Origin of the sequence: Vibrio sp. D431a, assembly GCF_030248655.1 — a bacterium.
In the GTDB taxonomy this organism is placed as follows: domain Bacteria; phylum Pseudomonadota; class Gammaproteobacteria; order Enterobacterales; family Vibrionaceae; genus Vibrio; species Vibrio alginolyticus.
In genome coordinates, this window is sequence record NZ_JAHGAP010000009.1 from 391,363 (window position 1) to 409,318 (window position 17,956).

Annotated in this window: 15 protein-coding genes; 6 read left to right on the forward strand and 9 right to left on the reverse strand. The window is 43.2% G+C overall.

Annotated features, from left to right (window positions below):
• Positions 1 to 10 precede the first annotated feature (10 nt).
• Complete coding sequence (locus tag KJB35_RS08030; RefSeq protein ID WP_213907798.1) at positions 11 to 331, forward strand: DUF2007 domain-containing protein; 321 nt, start codon at positions 11 to 13, stop codon at positions 329 to 331.
• Between the two features lie 31 nt (positions 332 to 362).
• Here KJB35_RS08030 and KJB35_RS08035 read toward each other — a convergent pair whose 3' ends face one another.
• From KJB35_RS08035 to topA, 4 genes are all read right to left on the reverse strand, one after another.
• Positions 363 to 1,166 (reverse strand): alpha/beta fold hydrolase, encoded by an 804-nt coding sequence (locus KJB35_RS08035; protein ID WP_017820032.1) that lies wholly within the window; start codon positions 1,164 to 1,166, stop codon positions 363 to 365.
• Positions 1,167 to 1,275: 109 nt separating this feature from the next.
• Complete coding sequence (gene glgA, locus KJB35_RS08040; protein ID WP_017820031.1) at positions 1,276 to 2,733, reverse strand: glycogen synthase GlgA; 1,458 nt, start codon at positions 2,731 to 2,733, stop codon at positions 1,276 to 1,278.
• Positions 2,723 to 3,940, reverse strand: coding sequence for a glucose-1-phosphate adenylyltransferase (gene glgC, locus KJB35_RS08045; RefSeq protein WP_151514648.1), 1,218 nt, complete (start codon positions 3,938 to 3,940; stop codon positions 2,723 to 2,725). Before glgC ends, glgA begins: the two co-directional genes overlap by 11 nt.
• Positions 3,941 to 4,548: 608 nt before the next feature.
• Positions 4,549 to 7,179, reverse strand: a complete 2,631-nt coding sequence (gene topA / locus KJB35_RS08050) for a type I DNA topoisomerase (RefSeq protein ID WP_005378351.1) — start codon at positions 7,177 to 7,179, stop codon at positions 4,549 to 4,551.
• A gap of 433 nt (positions 7,180 to 7,612) precedes the next feature.
• Between topA and KJB35_RS08055 the strand changes: the two genes are divergently transcribed.
• Positions 7,613 to 7,861, forward strand: a complete 249-nt coding sequence (locus tag KJB35_RS08055) for a YciN family protein (RefSeq protein WP_005387884.1) — start codon at positions 7,613 to 7,615, stop codon at positions 7,859 to 7,861.
• 63 nt (positions 7,862 to 7,924) lie between these two features.
• On the opposite strand, the gene aroA is transcribed toward KJB35_RS08055, so the two are convergent.
• Both aroA and KJB35_RS08065 read right to left on the reverse strand, forming a co-directional pair.
• Positions 7,925 to 9,205, reverse strand: coding sequence for a 3-phosphoshikimate 1-carboxyvinyltransferase (gene aroA / locus KJB35_RS08060; RefSeq protein WP_005387883.1), 1,281 nt, complete (start codon positions 9,203 to 9,205; stop codon positions 7,925 to 7,927).
• A gap of 289 nt (positions 9,206 to 9,494) precedes the next feature.
• The gene (locus KJB35_RS08065; RefSeq protein ID WP_005378348.1) at positions 9,495 to 9,971 is read right to left on the reverse strand and encodes a glycine zipper 2TM domain-containing protein; all 477 of its coding nucleotides are present in this window, start codon (positions 9,969 to 9,971) and stop codon (positions 9,495 to 9,497) included.
• A 39-nt stretch (positions 9,972 to 10,010) separates the two neighbouring features.
• Between KJB35_RS08065 and aat the strand changes: the two genes are divergently transcribed.
• From aat to infA, 3 genes are all read left to right on the forward strand, one after another.
• Complete coding sequence (gene aat / locus KJB35_RS08070; RefSeq protein WP_005387881.1) at positions 10,011 to 10,718, forward strand: leucyl/phenylalanyl-tRNA--protein transferase; 708 nt, start codon at positions 10,011 to 10,013, stop codon at positions 10,716 to 10,718.
• Entirely contained in the window at positions 10,715 to 11,416 is a 702-nt protein-coding gene (locus KJB35_RS08075) for an arginyltransferase (RefSeq protein WP_005378346.1), read from the forward strand. The genes aat and KJB35_RS08075 overlap by 4 nt, the downstream gene beginning before the upstream one ends.
• An 81-nt stretch (positions 11,417 to 11,497) precedes the next feature.
• Positions 11,498 to 11,716, forward strand: coding sequence for a translation initiation factor IF-1 (gene infA / locus KJB35_RS08080; RefSeq protein ID WP_001040192.1), 219 nt, complete (start codon positions 11,498 to 11,500; stop codon positions 11,714 to 11,716).
• Between the two features lie 133 nt (positions 11,717 to 11,849).
• On the opposite strand, the gene clpA is transcribed toward infA, so the two are convergent.
• Together clpA and clpS are read right to left on the reverse strand one after the other, a co-directional pair.
• Positions 11,850 to 14,117, reverse strand: coding sequence for an ATP-dependent Clp protease ATP-binding subunit ClpA (gene clpA, locus KJB35_RS08085; protein ID WP_005387879.1), 2,268 nt, complete (start codon positions 14,115 to 14,117; stop codon positions 11,850 to 11,852).
• A gap of 50 nt (positions 14,118 to 14,167) precedes the next feature.
• Complete coding sequence (gene clpS, locus KJB35_RS08090; protein WP_005378419.1) at positions 14,168 to 14,488, reverse strand: ATP-dependent Clp protease adapter ClpS; 321 nt, start codon at positions 14,486 to 14,488, stop codon at positions 14,168 to 14,170.
• Between the two features lie 704 nt (positions 14,489 to 15,192).
• Here clpS and cspD point away from each other — a divergent pair.
• Positions 15,193 to 15,411: a cold shock domain-containing protein CspD gene (gene cspD, locus KJB35_RS08095; RefSeq protein ID WP_005378407.1), complete on the forward strand. Its 219-nt coding sequence runs from the start codon at positions 15,193 to 15,195 to the stop codon at positions 15,409 to 15,411.
• Positions 15,412 to 15,594: 183 nt separating this feature from the next.
• Here the strand turns inward: cspD and KJB35_RS08100 are convergent, their stop codons facing one another.
• Positions 15,595 to 17,820: an NADP-dependent isocitrate dehydrogenase gene (locus KJB35_RS08100; protein ID WP_005378404.1), complete on the reverse strand. Its 2,226-nt coding sequence runs from the start codon at positions 17,818 to 17,820 to the stop codon at positions 15,595 to 15,597.
• Between the last annotated feature and the right edge of the window lie 136 nt (positions 17,821 to 17,956).

The window sequence follows — 17,956 nt, forward strand, 5'->3', positions numbered from 1 at the left end:
GGGTATTTTGATGAAAATATTTATCGCTAAAAACCCAGCAGAAGCACACATTGTATGTGAGCTGCTTAAAGTGGAACAAATTTACTGTGAAGTTCGTGGAGAAGGTATTTTCGGCTTAAAAGGAGAACTGCCGTTTGGTGATGATACCGATCCTTATGTGTGGCTTTTTGACACTGCACAAAAGATGAAAGCTGAAGAAATAGTAAAAGCATATCGAAAACAACCCGATAGGCATGAGTATCAAGATTGGCAATGCCCAAAATGTCATGAAATAAACGAAGGGCAATTTGGTGCATGTTGGCAATGTGGATATCAACTAGGAGAGCTATAGCGGCTCTCCTATTCAGTGGATGCACTCAGTTTTAAGCACATACAGCTTGCTGTTTAATAAACTCGATGGAGTGTTGATTGAAGTCTTCTGGACGCTCTACATTGCATACATGACCACAATTCGGGATTTCTCGTAGAATGCTGAGCTTATGTGCTGCAACCATTTCTTTGACAGGTTTAATAAACATGTAATCCCTGTCGCCCATTAAGTAAAGAGTCGGAATGGGTAACTCTCGATCTTTAAAATATTTCATTAACGGATTTACATCAGCGGCAAGAATAAACCAACGTTTAAATTCTTTTTGGCAAAGCTTCTTGGCTTCGCGAATAAAAAGGTGGCGAGATTCTCGTTGGCTTCTTTGAGGCATAACAATATAAGCGAACAGTTTGTAGAGCCACATGTACGGTAGGATATGCTTACAAAAATTACCTAATTTCACCAATATCTGAGAACGAGTGTTAAGCCTTGTGACAGCACCGCCGAGCACCATCGAACGTACGCGCTCTGATGACAATTCAGCAAGGTTTCGAACAATAATAGTACCAAGCGACATACCGACAAAATGAGCGGATTGGATCTTTAAATGGTCCAATACTTTCAAAATATCTTGGGTAACTTCCGTAAAGGTATAACGGCTAGCAATGAGCTCTTTAAGTAACTGATTTGACTTTCCATGACCTCTTAAATCGATCAGCAATAAGTTAAAGTGTTGCTTGTAAGCTTTAATTTGCTTGAACCAGATAGAAGAGCTACCACCAGCACCGTGCACAAATACAACCCACTCATTACTAGTAGGGTGCAAATAGGTTTTATGAAAAAGTAGCGGCTGGGTCATATTGAGTATCAAAAAGATCGTGCTATTGAGTAAAAAGCCATCCTACCACACTCCCCTTACTCAAGATAATAAAGGCACCTCATTCGGTGCCTTTCGTTACAATTTTAAGTCAAACTAACGCTGAGTGGTAAAGCTGCAAATAAGATTCTGCGGCCTTTTGCCAACAAAAGTCTTGTTGCATCGCGTGCAACTGTACTTTATTCACTTCAGGCTCGTTTTGAGCGTAGAGCAACAGTGCCCTTAGCATCGTTAACAACAATGCCTGCGGTGTCGGTTCGAAAAAAACAAACCCCGTTGCTTCAGATGGGTTTACATCATAATCGCTAACGCTGTCCTTTAAGCCACCAACACCGCGTACTATCGGTAATGTCCCATAAGCCATACTATAGATTTGGTTTAAGCCACATGGTTCAAACTCAGAAGGCATCAAGAAGAAATCAGAACCAGCTTCAACGATATGCGCAAGTTCATTGTCATACGCTTCTACAAAGGCAAATTTGCTAGAAAACTGCGCGGCAACCTCTCGTAACTGAGCGGCAAGAACAGGGTCTCCGGTCCCAACGACAACTAGCTGAACATCGTGCTTTAAAAAATCGGCCAAAGCAGGCAACAAGTAATGAACGCCTTTCTGCTGGGTCAACCGACAAACCATACCGAACATAGCTACATTTTTTTCGGGCAAATTTAGTCGTTGTTGTAATGCTTTTTTACAAGCTTTCTTCCCTTGCGACATACTTTGCTGGTCGGCGCAGTAATTAACCGGCAAGTAGGTATCAGTTTCCGGATTCCAAGCACTGTAATCACAACCATTCAAGATGCCGACTAAGTCCTGCGCGCGTTGCTGAAACTCCCAAGCCATGCCGTGACTGCCAAGCTCTGTTTTTAGTTCCTCTGCGTACGTAGGGCTAACCGCGTTTATCTTATCTGCATTCATTACACCAGCTTTAAGCATCGTAATATGCGTTGCACTCACCGCAGCATCGGGAACGTTTCTACAATGAAACTCTGGCAAACACTGCACGTCTTCATAACTAAATACGCCTTTAAAGACCGCATTGTGAATTGAAATGACGCTTTTAGTATGAGCAAAAAACGGATCATTGCCATACCTGTGCTTGAGCAAAAATGGAACAAGACCTGTGTGCCAATCGTTCGCGTGTATGATATTAGGTTGAAAGGCGAGCTTGGGTAACATATCGAGACATGCTGCACTAAAAAACGCAAAGCGCTCGCCGTTATCAGTATACGCTTGGTTGTTCTCCGCATACATTGATGGTCGATTGAAATACGGCGGACAATCAATCAGGTAAACAGGATTTTGACCTAACATGAGCCGCAAAACTCGATACTCCGTATGCGGCCATGATGTTAATTCTGTTTCTAATACAACTTCTGCGTCTGCGAGTTTATCAATACTACTGTACGCAGGGATGGTAATTCTTACGTCTTGCTGTAGGTTTTGAAGGGCTTCCGGTAGTGCCTTGGCAACATCTGCCAAGCCACCACTTTTAATGAGGCCTTCAACCTCAGAAGCTACAAACAGAATAGATAAGTTGTTAGTAGCCAACTCGAGCTCCTTTCGGAATAACAACAATGCCCTCCTCAGACACGTGGAAGTGTTTTTTATCTTCTTGAAGATTCACACCAATCTGAGCACCAGGAGCAATATCGGCATCCTTGTCGACAATCACACGACGTAAAACACAGCCTTCGCCAATTTTTACGTCACCAAGAAGTATACATTCGCTGATATCGCAAGCAGAAGCAATATTACTGCGAAAACCAAGCACCGACTTTTCGATTCTTGAGCCTCTAACATAGCTGCCATTACACACTAAACTATCGATTATCTGCACACGACCATTATCAGAGTCGGTAAATGTCGCAGGTGGCAATGGTGGGTAGTAGGTGTGCAATGGCCATTTACGGTTGTACAGCGAAAATGGAGCATCTTTTTCTAGCAGATCCATATGCGCTTGCCAGTACGCATCAATAGTTCCGACATCACGCCAGTACACCTCTTCTTTTTCGCCACTGATTTTGTTGGTACTGAAGTCATACACGAACACATCACCTCTAGGGAACATCTTTGGAATGATGTCCTTTCCAAAATCATGTGATGAAGCTTCATTATCCGCATCTTCGACCAACTCTGAGAACAATACCTGAGCTTCAAAAACATAGTTACCCATTGAAACTAAAGCGTAATCAGGGTCCCCAGGAATCGACTTCGGATTTGCTGGTTTTTCTTCAAAGCCAATCATACGACCTTCACTATCCACTTCGATAACCCCAAATTGCGACGCCTCTTTTAGTGGCATGCGCAATGCAGATACCGTCAGAGAAGCCTTCTTTTCTGAGTGGAAGTTCAGCATTTGTTTGATATCCATCTTATAGATATGGTCAGAGCCAAAAATACAAACTTGCTCTGGTTCCTCTAATTCCATAAAACGCAGGTTTTGATAGATCGCGTCCGCCGTCCCTTCGTACCAACGTTTACCAGTACGCATTTGAGCGGGAATAGGATCGATAAAGCGGTCTGTAATGCCGTTGATGTTCCACCCCTTTTTTAAGTGATGGAATAAAGATTGAGATTTAAATTGGGTTAGGACGTAAATGCGCATCAGATCCGCATTAACAAAATTGTTTAGAGCAAAATCGATCAATCGATAACTACCACCAAACGGTACCGAAGGTTTACTGCGAGATTCCGTTAAAGGTCTCAAACGAGAGCCTTCACCGCCAGCAAGAATCATTCCCAAAACACCAGCCATTTGTTGTTCTCCATATCGTTATAGCTTGGATTTGGTACTCGCTTGAATGAGTCACACTCGGGGAGTCAAGCGAATACATTTAGCAACCGTCTCTGAGTTTCTGTGAACTCTTACAACACGGATAAAAAAGCTACGGCACTTCCAGTATGCAACGTCCACTCTTTCCTTATTTTTTGACGCAAACAATGCACACAGTTGCACTAATTTTTGTAATAAATTATCTAAGCGGGTTCTAAATTACAATTTTTAATACGCCATTCTGTGTACCATACAGCTCTTGCGTACTCAAGACGATATCTAGATCACACATGGAAAAGCAAACGATTACATTGTGAAAACAATTTACGAACGGATTCACTACACCGCCGATTTTTTAGCCCAATGTATAACAAATATGTGAATGCAAAATGAAAGTTACAACGAATATTTTTTACATAAAAAATACATCAGCGACTACGAAATATTGATGCAGGGATCTTCTTGCGTCAGCAAAACTCAGTCAAAGCAGCAAAGATCTATACGAACAACACAGTGGCCTTTACGCAAAAACAAAACGCAAAAAAGGCAGCGATATCGCTGCCTTTTTACATTACTTAGATCGTACGTTTTTATGCTTTCGCTTTTTTACGCTTATCAGTGACTTCCCACTTACCGTCAACAAAGAGCGCTGTCCAACCAGATGGTTTGCCATTCTCTTCCGAACGAACGTAGTTCTCTTTTGTTTTGCGACTAAAGCGTACGACTGCAGGACGACCATCAGGATCTTCTTGCGGTGCGGTCGCTAGGTATTTGAACTTCTCAGGTAAACGCTCTTCAAAACGTGCCAGTTCAGCAACCAAAGGAGCACGTGTCTCGCGCGATTTCGGGAAGTTGCTTGCCGCCATAAATAGACCTGAAGCACCATCACGAAGTACGAAATACGCATCTGAGTTTTCACATGGCAACTCGGGGAAATGAACAGGATCTTCTTTCGGGGGCGCGACTTCGCCATTCTTCAAGATCTTACGAGTGTTCTTACACGTTTCGCTCGTACAATCCATGTATTTACCAAAGCGACCGTTCTTAAGCACCATATCAGAGCCACATTTGTCACATTCAACAACTGGACCATCGTAGCCTTTTACTTTGAACTCGCCGTATTCAACAAGGTAGCCTTCACAATTCGGGTTATTACCACAAACATGCATCTTACGCTTGTCATCAATCAGGTATGCGTCCATCGCTGTTTCACAGATCGGACAACGCTTTTTAGCGCGCAGAGCTGCGGTTTCAACGTCTTCTTCTAGAACGTTAATAATACCTTCTTCGTCACCCAAGTTGATGGTTGTCTTACAACGCTCTTTTGGTGGTAACGCGTAACCTGAACAGCCTAAGAACACACCTGTCGAAGCAGTACGGATGCCCATTGGACGGCTACACGTCGGACACTCGATATCCGTCATGACGATGTGATTTAACTTCATACCGCCTTCTGACTCATCTAGCTCCGCTTTTTCAAGATCGCCAGTAAAATCAGCAAAGAAGTTGTCTAACACAGCTTTCCAGTTCACTTCACCTTCAGCGATTTGGTCCAATTTCTGTTCCATACGCGCAGTAAAGTCGTAGTTCATCAAATCGTTAAAGCTGTCATCAAGGCGGTCAGTAACAATTTCACCCATTTTTTCAGCGTAGAAACGGCGCTGATCAACTTTCACGTAGCCACGATCTTGAATCGTAGAAATGATCGATGCGTAAGTCGACGGACGACCAATGCCTCGTTTCTCCAGCTCTTTAACCAGTGCTGCTTCAGTGTAGCGCGCAGGTGGCTTTGTAAAGTGCTGTTTAGGGTCAAGTGACTCTAAGCTTAGCTTATCGCCAAGTTGTACCGCTGGAAGGATTGTATCCTCGTTTTTGCCCATTGGACGCTGTACACGAGTCCAGCCGTCAAATTTAAGGATACGGCCTTTCGCTTTAAGCGTGTATTCTGCCGCTTTTACGCTAATGGTTGTTGAATCGTATTCTGCTGGCGTCATTTGACACGCTACAAACTGATTCCAAATCAAAGCGTAAAGTTTGTGCGCATCAGCATCGACACCTTGCAGGTCTTCCGCCTTAACACCCACATTTGAAGGACGGATCGCTTCGTGCGCTTCCTGTGCTCCTTCTTTGCTACCGTACGTCAATGGTTTCGCTGGTAGGTACTTATCACCAAACTCAGAACCAATAAAGTCACGTACAGCGTCCACAGCCTCGGCACTTAGGTTAGTCGAGTCAGTACGCATATAAGTGATGTAACCGGCCTCATAGAGGCGCTGAGCTAGCATCATGGTCTTTTTCACGCCGTAGCCCAGACGTGTACTTGCTGCCTGTTGAAGCGTAGAGGTGATGTAAGGTGCTGAGGGCTTGCTCTTTGTAGGGCGGTCTTCACGCTTACATACTTCGTAACTTGCATTCTCAAGTACAGACATCGCTGCTTTGGTTTCTGCCTCATTAACTGGCTTAAACGCAGAACCGTCTTTCTGAGCAACAAGCAGTTTAAAGTCCGCTTTGTCTTTCGTTTTCGTATTCGCATGAATGTCCCAGAATTCTTCTGGTACAAACGCGTTAATCTCACGCTCGCGCTCAACTAACAGTTTCACCGCAACAGACTGCACGCGACCAGCAGATAAACCACGAGCCACTTTTTTCCAAAGTAAAGGTGAAACCATAAAACCAACGACACGGTCCATGAAGCGACGTGCTTGTTGGGCATTTACACCATCCATGTTCAGCTCGCCAGGTGTCTGGAAAGCTTGTTGGATCGCGTTTTTCGTAATTTCGTTAAAAACTACACGTTTGTATCGCTCTTCATCGCCACCGATGATCTCACGAAGGTGCCATGCGATTGCTTCTCCTTCGCGGTCCAAATCGGTTGCGAGATAAACGCAATCTGCGTCTTTGGCGAGTTTTTGTAGTTCGTTGACAACTTTTTCTTTGCCTGGAAGGATTTGGTAATTCGCTTCCCAGTCATGATATGGGTTAATCCCCATCTTTTTGATCAACGCTTTGCGGTCTTTCTCTTTTTTAACGCGCGCTTTCTCTTCCGGACTCATCCCTTTAGTTGAGATGGCTGCGGCTTTTTTCTCACCAGTGCTTTGACCGGCCGTAGGCAGATCACGCACATGACCAACACTAGACTTAACAATAAAGTCTTTACCAAGGTACTTATTTATCGTCTTTGCCTTGGCTGGTGACTCCACTATAACGAGTGATTTACCCATAACTGACTCTAACGTCCTTCATAATAATGCGGGTAGAAACCTTGTTTAAAGGCCACCCGCATAATGTTCTATTTCATTGCTTCTTTTTTACTATTGTGCGAGATGAAAAGAAGATCAACTGCTTTTTTGAAATTCAGATCCGATTGGTTGACAATTCATCGTCTTTATACTTCAAAGAGACAGGGTTCTGAAAGGTATTGAGCGGCATATCTAAACAGGCAAACTTAGCATCCGCTAATCCAATGCAATAAATTTTGTTACCCATCACAAAATAGTTTGGTTCAATGCTCTGCCATCTTCCTCCGCATCATGCTTATACTCTAAATATTGATCTGTTTAGTCTTACTGAACGATTGACTGAATTAATCATGCAAACCCATTTTAGTTGTAGGTATACTCAGCGTTCTTAACTGAATAGGATGGTAGAAAGAATATGTCTGATAGAACGTTTATCGAAGAGTTCGACCTTCTTTTGATCGCTAACCAAATCATCCAAGAGCACGATGATTACATCGAGGGGATGCGAGCAACAAGCGTAGAAGAAAAAGAAGGTGTTTTAGTTTTTAAAGGTGAATACTTCCTTGATGACAAAGGTTTACCAACTTCAAATACGACTGCAGTATTCAATATGTTCAAATACTTAGCGCATCACCTTTCTAAGGAATTTACGCTGGTTAAATAGTATTGGGAAACAAAAAAGCCAGAGTGTTATTCACTCTGGCTTTCCTGTTTTAGGTCAGAATATTTAGCAACTTAAAGCCTTAAGTTTGTCGAAGTAGTCAGGGAACGTTTTCGACGTACACTTTGGATCGTTAATCGTCACAGGCGTATCACTAAGTGCCACCAGCGAAAAACACATCGCCATACGATGATCATCGTAAGTATCAATCGCTGCATGCTTTAACTGAGAAACAGGTTTGACGATGATGTAGTCTTCCCCTTCTTCCACTTCCGCACCAACTTTACGTAACTCAGTCGCCATAGCTGACAAACGGTCTGTTTCTTTTACACGCCAGTTATAAACGTTACGAATAGCGGTAGTGCCTTCGGCAAATAACGCTGTTGTCGCGATGGTCATTGCAGCATCAGGGATATGGTTGTAATCCATATCAATGCCTTTTAATTGACCAACACGTGAAATTACGTAGTCATCACCCCATTCAATTTCTGCACCCATTTTTTCAAGCGCATCAGCAAATTGAATATCACCTTGAATGCTGTTTTTACCGATACCCGTTACTTTAACTTCTCCTCCTTTGATGGCTGCCGCCGCCAAGAAGTAAGAAGCAGAAGACGCGTCACCTTCAACCAAGAAATCACCTGGAGCGATGTATTGCTGACCGGCTGGAATCACAAACTCTTGATAGTCGTTGTTGATCACATCGACCCCAAACTGCTTCATAATATGCAGGGTGATATCGATATAAGGCTTAGAAACCAAATCGCCTTCGATGTTGATGCGAATTTCACCTTCAGCCAATGGCGCAGACATTAAGAAAGCGGTCAAGAACTGACTTGAAATGGACCCATCGATAGAAACTGTACCTGCTTTTAGGCCAGTACCAATTATTTTGAGAGGTGGAAAGTTCTCGTTTTCCATGTACTCAACGTTCGCACCAGCATCTTTCAGTGCCGTGACAAGGTGACCAATTGGACGCTCTTTCATACGAGGTTCGCCCGTCAGTACATACTCCCCTTCTCCAAGACAAAGAGCCGCAGCTAATGGTCGCATCGCAGTGCCAGCATTGCCGAGAAATAACTCTACCGGCTCTGAGACAGAAAACGGACGCCCAAGGCCTTCAACGAGACATTCTGTTTTATCTTCGGAAAGTTGGTATTGAACGCCTAGTTTAGTCAGCGCATTCAGCATATGACGAATATCATCACTGTCGAGGAGATTAGTAAGGCGAGTTCTGCCTTTAGCAAGAGCAGCAAGTAAAAGAGCTCGATTAGAAACGCTTTTAGAGCCAGGAAGGTTCACTTCCCCTTGAATTTTATTGATAGGTTGTAACGTTAGGCTTTCCATTAAAAGTTGATAATCCTTTGTGCCCTCAACATACGATTTTTATGAGGGCTAAACAATTCTTCGTGAATTCAGACTACCCAAAAAAACACGACAAAACCAGAGTAAATCGGCGCTAATTTATGAATATCCTCAAGTAGCCTAAAGATACAGAATTAAAGGCATTGCCAGCGATGTAAATCAGAGCGAAAGAAGCACGGCGAAACAGCAAACTATTTCGACTTTATTTGACTATAAGCCAGCCCGACTGTACATGCCTGATTAGGCTTCGTTAGACTAAAACAACCTAGGGTTAATAAGTGATATCAACCCTGACTCCATCATCAAAATATAAAATACGAACTTCATCCCCTCGACTAAATAACATATTTTTATCAACATCTTGGATGACATTAATTAGCTTATCACCCTTCACTTTGATGAGTAGCTCAACTAACTTATATTCAACCGTGTATTGGTAATTACTTTGGTTTTGAGCAACTGCGGCACCAGCAAGCGCACCCACTGCCGTCGCGACTTCTCTTCCCGTACCGCCACCAAATTGATTACCGACTAAACCACCGATAGTGGCACCAAGTAGTGTCTTCCAACCGTTACTTTTCGATTGAACAACCTCTTGTTGAGTAATATAACGGACAGAGTCAATCTTCCCGTAAACTACTTCATTAACTGGCTTGGCAACATTTCTTTCATAGGCTGCGTTGGCGACAAGTGGTAAAAACAGTATGATCCCAAGCCATACTTTTACGATATTTCTTAACCAGGTCATCATAAACTCCTCTGACTCCAATGTTGGTAACGACTTCTTATGGCTATTTATTTAACTGAACTCGATGAAACGTTCAACTTTCCCTCACCCTATAAAGCACTCAGCGACCCCAATGGTTTGCTGGCTTTTGGTGGTGACTTAAACCCCATGAGAATCCTCAATGGTTACTATCAAGGCATTTTCCCTTGGTATGGTCCTGGTGAACCTATTTTATGGTGGAGCCCTTCTCCGCGCGCCGTGTTTGACCCATTACAGTTTAAGCCATCTAAAAGTCTCAAAAAATTTCAGCGTAAACATAACTATAAAGTAACACTCAATTTCGCGACAGAAGAAGTGATTAGACTATGTTCTTCAACACGCCCTGCAGAGGAAACATGGCTCAACGAGGAAATGCAAGCTTCCTACATTGAGTTAGCCAAACTTGGTCACTGTCACTCTGTAGAAGTATGGCATGACAACAACCTGATTGGCGGACTATATGGCATTTGCGTGGGCCAACTTTTTTGCGGAGAGTCGATGTTTAGTCTAAAAGATAACGCATCCAAAATTGCATTGTGGTACTTATGCAACCATTTGGCGTCAAAGCAAGGTCAATTAATCGATTGCCAAGTTATGAATTCTCACTTGGCATCACTTGGCGCATTTGAACTTGAGCGTGACGAATTTATGCAAAAACTACTATCTTTAAGAGAAAAGCAAACACTATTTGATGCCTATCAGCCCCAAGTTTTGCAGGATTCAGTATGAGTACGGATATACAACATATTCGAATAGGGTTGACGAATAATCACCCTTGTAGTTATTTGCCTGAACGGCAAGAGCGGGTTGCGGTGGCGCTTGATGAAAGGCTGCATACTGAAGAAAATTACCAGTTGCTCATGGCTAACGGTTTTCGTCGTAGCGGAGATACCATATATAAACCGCATTGCGAGCATTGCACCGCTTGCCAGCCAATTCGAGTCTCGATTCCAGACGTTAGACTATCAAAAAGTCAGAAGAGGCTGCTTAATAAAGCACAGTCTTTACGCTGGGAAATGAAACCTGAAATGGATGAGGAATGGTTTGAGCTTTACAGTCGGTACATCTGCAAACGGCATAAAAACGGCACTATGTACCCACCAAAGCGTGATGAGTTTGCTCGATTTGCTCAAACCAGCTGGCTGACAACGTCGTTTTTACACATTTACGATGAATCAGATCAATTGCTCGCCATTGCAGTGACAGATTTGATGCCACAATGCTCGAGTGCTTTTTATACTTTCTTTGACCCTGACTACGAGTTATCTCTTGGGACATTAGCGGTGCTTTATCAAATTAAATACTGCCAAGAAAACAAACAACAGTGGCTATATTTGGGATATCAGATTGATGAGTGCCCAGCAATGAGCTACAAAACACGCTTTCAACGCCACCAAAGGCTAGTAAATCAGCGTTGGCGAGGGTAGAATACGCCTCAACTTTACATAATTACTATTTAGCGGCAGAATATAGCCCGCTAATATTGCCTAATTTCTAAAGAGGATTAAATGGCTAAAGAAGACGTAATCGAGATGCAAGGCACAGTCCTTGACACTCTACCAAACACTATGTTCCGTGTTGAACTTGAAAACGGTCACGTTGTGACTGCTCACATCTCTGGCAAGATGCGTAAGAACTACATCCGTATCCTAACGGGTGACAAAGTAACTGTAGAGATGACTCCATACGACCTGTCAAAAGGCCGCATCGTCTTCCGCGCTCGTTAATCTCTGATTTTCGGATGCAATAAAAAACGGAGCAAGCTGCTCCGTTTTTTATTGCACAATTTTTTCCGATTTAGTTCAGATAAAAAAGCGCACGATCTTCTCGTGCGCTTTTGCGTTTGTTACCGACTAACGATTAATGCATCGCTGTCTCTTTCTCACTTAAGTATTCAAACTCAAGCGTATCGTTGACCAGCGTTACTTTCACTGTACCGCCGTCAACTAAAGATCCAAACAACAGTTCGTTAGCCAAAGGCTTCTTAAGCTGTTCTTGGATAACACGCCCCATTGGGCGAGCCCCCATAGCTTTGTCATAACCTTTATGTGCTAACCAATGGCGAGCGTCTTGCGATACTTCCATTGAAACTCCTCTCGCATCAAGTTGCACTTGCAGTTCAACAATGAACTTATCAACCACTTGATGGATAACGCTTTCATCAAGGCTGTTAAACCAGATGATGTTATCAAGACGGTTACGGAACTCAGGAGTAAACACCTTCTTAATTTCCGCCATTGCATCGTGACTGTTGTCTTGTTGAATCAAACCAATTGATTTCTTCTCGGTTTCCGCCACACCTGCGTTAGTTGTCATAACAAGAATGACATTACGGAAGTCTGCTTTGCGACCATTGTTGTCCGTTAGCGTACCGTTATCCATGACTTGCAACAACAGGTTAAAGATATCAGGGTGCGCTTTTTCAATCTCATCAAGTAATACGACTGAGTGTGGGTGCTTAATAACAGCATCGGTTAGCAAACCACCTTGGTCATAACCGACATAACCAGGAGGCGCACCAATTAAGCGACTTACGGAGTGACGCTCACCATACTCAGACATATCAAAACGAAGTAGCTCGATACCTAGAAGCTTAGATAACTGCACCGTCACCTCTGTTTTACCAACCCCTGTTGGGCCTGCAAACAAGAATGAACCAACAGGTTTGTTGTCTACACCTAAACCTGCACGTGTCAGCTTGATCGCCTCGGATAATGCATCAATCGCATTATCTTGACCGAATACCAACATCTTCATTTTGCTATCTAAGTTTTTCAAAATGTCTTTATCTGAAGAAGAAACCGACTTCTCTGGAATTCGCGCCATTTTGGCAACCATTGATTCGATATCAGCCACTCCGACCGTTTTTTTACGACGGCTTGCAGGAGCAAGACGACTACGAGCACCAGCTTCATCAATGACATCAATGGCCTTATCTGGTAGATGGCGTTCATTAATGTATTTAGCCGACAGTTCTACCGCGGCACGCAGTGCTTTATTGGTATAACGTACTTCATGGTGAGCTTCGTACTTCGGCTTCAAGCCCATCAAGATTTTAGTTGTATCATCCAATGAGGGCTCTACAACGTCTATCTTTTGGAAGCGGCGAGACAACGCACGCTCTTTCTCGAAAATGTTGCTGTATTCTTGGTATGTCGTCGAACCAATACAACGCAACTTACCGCTACTTAAAAGAGGCTTAATAAGATTTGCTGCATCGACTTGACCACCAGATGCCGCGCCTGCACCGATGATGGTATGTATTTCATCGATGAACAAAATGGCATCTTCTTCTTTTTCAAGTTGTTTCAAAATCGCCTTGAAGCGCTTTTCAAAATCACCGCGATATTTGGTACCAGCGAGCAAAGAACCAATATCTAGTGAATAAATCACGCTGTTTTGAATAACCTCAGGGACCTGCCCTTCGACAATTCGCCATGCAAGACCTTCCGCAATGGCTGTTTTACCAACCCCTGCCTCACCCACTAGTAGTGGATTATTCTTGCGGCGTCGACAAAGTACCTGAATAGTGCGCTCTAACTCTTTATCACGTCCAATGAGTGGGTCGATGTTTCCATCTTTAGCGACTTGATTAAGATTCGTCGCAAAGCTTTCTAGGCGTTCTTCAGAATTAGGCTCTTCAACACTTTCTGAGCTAAACGAGTCTGATGATGAATCCTCACCTGCACCTGATGCTTTAGTAATACCGTGGGAGATGAAGTTAACAATATCTAATCGGGAGATGTCATTTTTCTTCAGTAAGTAAGCGGCATGCGACTCTTGTTCACTGAAGATAGCAACAAGCACGTTGGCGCCTGTTACTTCATTACGACCAGACGACTGTACATGAAAGACGGCGCGTTGTAGTACACGTTGAAAACTCAAAGTCGGCTGCGTTTCACGCGTCTCATCACTATCTGGGATAAGAGGCGTAGTTTGATCGATGAAAATATCGAGTTCGTTGCGTAAAGCGTCAAGATCCGCCTTACAAGCTAGAAGGGCTTCCTTAGCTGCATCATTTTCCAACAATGCAAGTAGGAGGTGTTCGACAGTCATAAACTCGTGGCGTTTGTCGCGCGCCCGAGCAAATGCACCGTTAAGGCTTGACTCTAGTTCTTTATTTAGCATAAGTACCTCCCGAAAAAACAACTGGGGTTGTTCGAGCAAGTCTTCTTTGTTTACGCTTGCTCCATAGTGCAAAGTAGCGGATGTTCATTTTCCCTTGCGTACATCGTAACTTGCGCTACTTTTGTTTCGGCAATTTCTGCGCTGTATGTGCCGCAGATTGCCTTTCCTTCATAGTGGACCTGAAGCATGATTTGAGTTGCTTTATCAATATCATGTGAGAAAAATCGCTCAAGCACCTCTATGACGAAATCCATAGGTGTATAGTCATCATTATTGAGTACGACATTGTACAGCTTAGGTGGCTGGACTTTCGTACTTTCTCGCTCCAGAAGATCAGAGTCCGGAGTGACCCATTCAAAATTTTTACTCATGGCAATCTAAAGATATCGTATCAAAGGGTTGATGTTTTCGACCTATAAAAACAATCTACCACAAGCATGCAGCGCGGTGTAGTGAGTTATGGCACCGAATTCGATCTTTGATCGATAAAAGTTGCTACCTAATATAGAGACTAATGCACGTCTTGATACGGCGCAAATAAAAGATGCTTGTCGATAAGTTACACATTTTTTCTTATAAAAGAACTTTCTATTTATTGCTCTCGGACTATTGCAAACCACCCCATCATCTTCTATCTGGATCACACTTCCTCATTGAGAATACGGTAATTATCACGAAAACTTCATTTTTTATTCAGTCAGAGGATTCTTCTCCCATAAGCAACACGGACAGTATGGCTTTTTCAGTATGAGCCACTTCATAGGCAAATTGACTAAACTTCTGCGTATATACGAAAAACTGTTTGCAAATTTGTTAATCTCAAAAGTGATTTGTTTTCAATTATGTTTCTGTTTGTTGCTCACTGCTATTGACTGTCGAAATTCATTGACTACAGTGGAAAGTGTCGATGCATAAATCATCATTTTGAAACCTCTCTTCTTTAAGTGGTTTGATGAATGTGACTTATCATTGATTTGACGTTTGTTGGCATTCGCTGACAATGGTAGTACCAAGTTAAAGGTATAACTTGGTTGCAGTAACAACATCAGTAAAAAATGCATGAGGGATGTAAAGCATGGCTACAGGTACAGTAAAGTGGTTTAACAATGCCAAAGGATTTGGGTTTATTTGTTCAGATGAAGAAGAGGGAGATATCTTTGCCCACTACTCAACTATCCAGATGGACGGTTATCGTACACTGAAAGCAGGCCAACAAGTCTCTTACGAGATTGAAAAAGGTCCCAAAGGCTGTCACGCGAGTAGCGTCGTGCCTCTTGAAGGCCAAGCCAAATAATTAGAGCGCTGTCGAAATATAAAAATATTGCTCTCGAAACGCCACGTTGATGTTTTGAAGAGAAAAATAAACCCGCCAAGATAGCGGGTTTCTTACTATTTAGAGCACGTGTTACAAAAGGAACACTTACAGCGCACTTACAGGATAGGAAACACGCCGAAAACGACGTGTTTTTACACTAACTTACTTGTTAATGATTGCGTTAAAGGTTTCGCTTGGACGCATCAATTTAGAAACCAATGCATCGTCTAGTAAGTAGTAACCTCCTAGCTCACCTTTCACGCCTTGCGCATTATTTAGCTCAGCAACGATCGTTTCTTCCTGCTCTGACAGCGCTTTTGCAATTGGTGCAAATTCAGCAGCAAGATCCGCATCATCCGTTTGCTCTGAAAGCGCTTTCGCCCAGTAAAGTGCAAGATAGAAGTGGCTTCCACGGTTATCTAGCTCACCCACTTTGCGTGACGGAGATTTGTTGGTGTCTAAAAACTCACCGGTCGCTTTATCTAGTGTATCTGCTAGAACCTGAGCCTTAGGATTGTTTGTCGCTACACTTAAATGCTCTAACGAAGCTGCAAGCGCTAGGAACTCGCCCAAAGAATCCCAACGAAGGTGATTCTCTTTTTCTACTTGTTGAACGTGCTTAGGAGCAGAACCACCAGCGCCTGTTTCAAATAGACCACCACCATTCATCAATGGAACAATAGATAGCATCTTAGCAGACGTACCTAACTCTAGAATTGGGAACAAGTCTGTTAGGTAGTCACGAAGAACATTACCTGTAACAGAGATAGTATCTAGGCCCGCTTTCATACGCTCTAGTGAGTACTTACAAGCTTCAACAGGAGATAGGATCTTAATCTCTAGACCGTCAGTATCGTGATCTGGTAGGTAGGCGTTTACTTTCTTGATGAGCTCAGCATCGTGCGCGCGGTTTTCATCTAGCCAGAATACAGCTGGAACACCTGTTGCACGTGCGCGAGTCACTGCTAGTTTAACCCAATCTTGGATTGGTGCGTCTTTAACCTGACACATACGGAAGATATCACCTTCTTCAACCGCTTGCTCTAACAGTACGTTACCTGAAGCATCAACAACGCGAACAGTACCCGCAGCGTCTAGAATGAATGTCTTGTCGTGAGAACCATACTCTTCAGCTTTCTGAGCCATTAGACCAACGTTAGGTACGCTACCCATAGTGGTTGGATCAAATGCGCCGTGCTCTTTACAGAAATCAATAACCGCTTGGTAAATACCTGCGTAGCTACGATCTGGAATCATCGCTTTGGTGTCTTTTTGTTTACCATCTGGTCCCCACATTTGACCCGAAGAGCGAAGCATTGCTGGCATAGAAGCATCTACAATAATGTCACTTGGTACATGTAAGTTTGTGATACCACGATCAGAGTCAACCATCGCAAGTTCTGGTTGAGTTTGGTAAACCGCTTGAATGGCCGCTTCAATTTCTGCTTTTTGCGCTTCAGGTAGAGACTCAATTTTTGAGTAAACATCACCGATGCCATTGTTTACATCAACGCCTAGCTCTTCAAACAGCTTACCGTACTTATCGAAAACGTCTTTGTAGTAAACTTTTACTGCATGGCCGAAGATGACAGGGTCAGAAACTTTCATCATCGTCGCTTTCATATGAAGAGACAGCAGCACGTCTTGTGCTTTCGCTTCAGCAATCTCTTTCTCGAAAAATTCAACCAACGCCTTCTTCTTCATTACTGAAGTATCAATGACTTCTTTATCTAGTAATGGGAACGCAGACTTAAGCTCTTTAACTGTACCATCATTACCGACAAACTCGATTTTGACCTCTGTTGCACCAGAGATAGTTGTAGACTTTTCGCTACCAAAGAAGTCATTGTCTGACATGCTCGCAACATGAGACTTAGATTCTGCTGACCATGCACCCATTGAGTGTGGGTTTTTCTTCGCGTAGTTCTTAACCGAAGTCGGAGCACGACGGTCTGAGTTACCTTCACGAAGTACTGGGTTAACCGCACTACCTTTGATTTTGTCGTAAGCCGCTTTAATCGCTTTCTCTTCGTACGTGCTCGGCTCTTCTGGGTAGTTTGGTAAATCGTAACCTTTCGCCTGAAGCTCTTTAATCGCCGCTTTAAGCTGAGGAACTGAAGCTGAAATGTTAGGTAGCTTGATGATATTTGCTTCTGGAGTTTGAGCTAGTTCACCAAGCTCAGTCAACGCATCGCCAATGCGCTGTTCTTCTTTTAGATGCTCTGGGAAGTTAGCGATAATTCGACCTGCTAGTGAAATATCACGAGTATCTACATTGATGCCAGACGATGCTGTGAATGATTGAATGATTGGTAGTAATGAATAAGTTGCTAGCGCCGGCGCTTCATCAGTGATGGTGTAGATAATTGTAGGTTTTTCTGTAGGCATGAAATTTCCCTATTTTTTAATCAACTTGTTGGCTGATCAACTCAGCGTCTGAGTTGGTTTAATTGACGCATTGCTGCACGTTAGCAGTACATGTCTCCTCACTAACGCCACATGCGGTTCGCACTCTTTGTTGTAG

Coding starts and splice junctions, on each gene's coding strand:
- clpS (WP_005378419.1), bottom strand. CDS start 14,488: ATGAGTAAAAATTTTGAATGGGTCACTCCGGACTCTGATCTTCTGGAG.
- KJB35_RS08030 (WP_213907798.1), top strand. CDS start 11: ATGAAAATATTTATCGCTAAAAACCCAGCAGAAGCACACATTGTATGT.
- KJB35_RS08100 (WP_005378404.1), bottom strand. CDS start 17,820: ATGCCTACAGAAAAACCTACAATTATCTACACCATCACTGATGAAGCG.
- topA (WP_005378351.1), bottom strand. CDS start 7,179: ATGGGTAAATCACTCGTTATAGTGGAGTCACCAGCCAAGGCAAAGACG.
- glgC (WP_151514648.1), bottom strand. CDS start 3,940: ATGGCTGGTGTTTTGGGAATGATTCTTGCTGGCGGTGAAGGCTCTCGT.
- KJB35_RS08065 (WP_005378348.1), bottom strand. CDS start 9,971: ATGACCTGGTTAAGAAATATCGTAAAAGTATGGCTTGGGATCATACTG.
- aroA (WP_005387883.1), bottom strand. CDS start 9,205: ATGGAAAGCCTAACGTTACAACCTATCAATAAAATTCAAGGGGAAGTG.
- clpA (WP_005387879.1), bottom strand. CDS start 14,117: ATGCTAAATAAAGAACTAGAGTCAAGCCTTAACGGTGCATTTGCTCGG.
- cspD (WP_005378407.1), top strand. CDS start 15,193: ATGGCTACAGGTACAGTAAAGTGGTTTAACAATGCCAAAGGATTTGGG.
- KJB35_RS08055 (WP_005387884.1), top strand. CDS start 7,613: ATGTCTGATAGAACGTTTATCGAAGAGTTCGACCTTCTTTTGATCGCT.
- KJB35_RS08035 (WP_017820032.1), bottom strand. CDS start 1,166: ATGACCCAGCCGCTACTTTTTCATAAAACCTATTTGCACCCTACTAGT.
- KJB35_RS08075 (WP_005378346.1), top strand. CDS start 10,715: ATGAGTACGGATATACAACATATTCGAATAGGGTTGACGAATAATCAC.
- aat (WP_005387881.1), top strand. CDS start 10,011: ATGGCTATTTATTTAACTGAACTCGATGAAACGTTCAACTTTCCCTCA.
- infA (WP_001040192.1), top strand. CDS start 11,498: ATGGCTAAAGAAGACGTAATCGAGATGCAAGGCACAGTCCTTGACACT.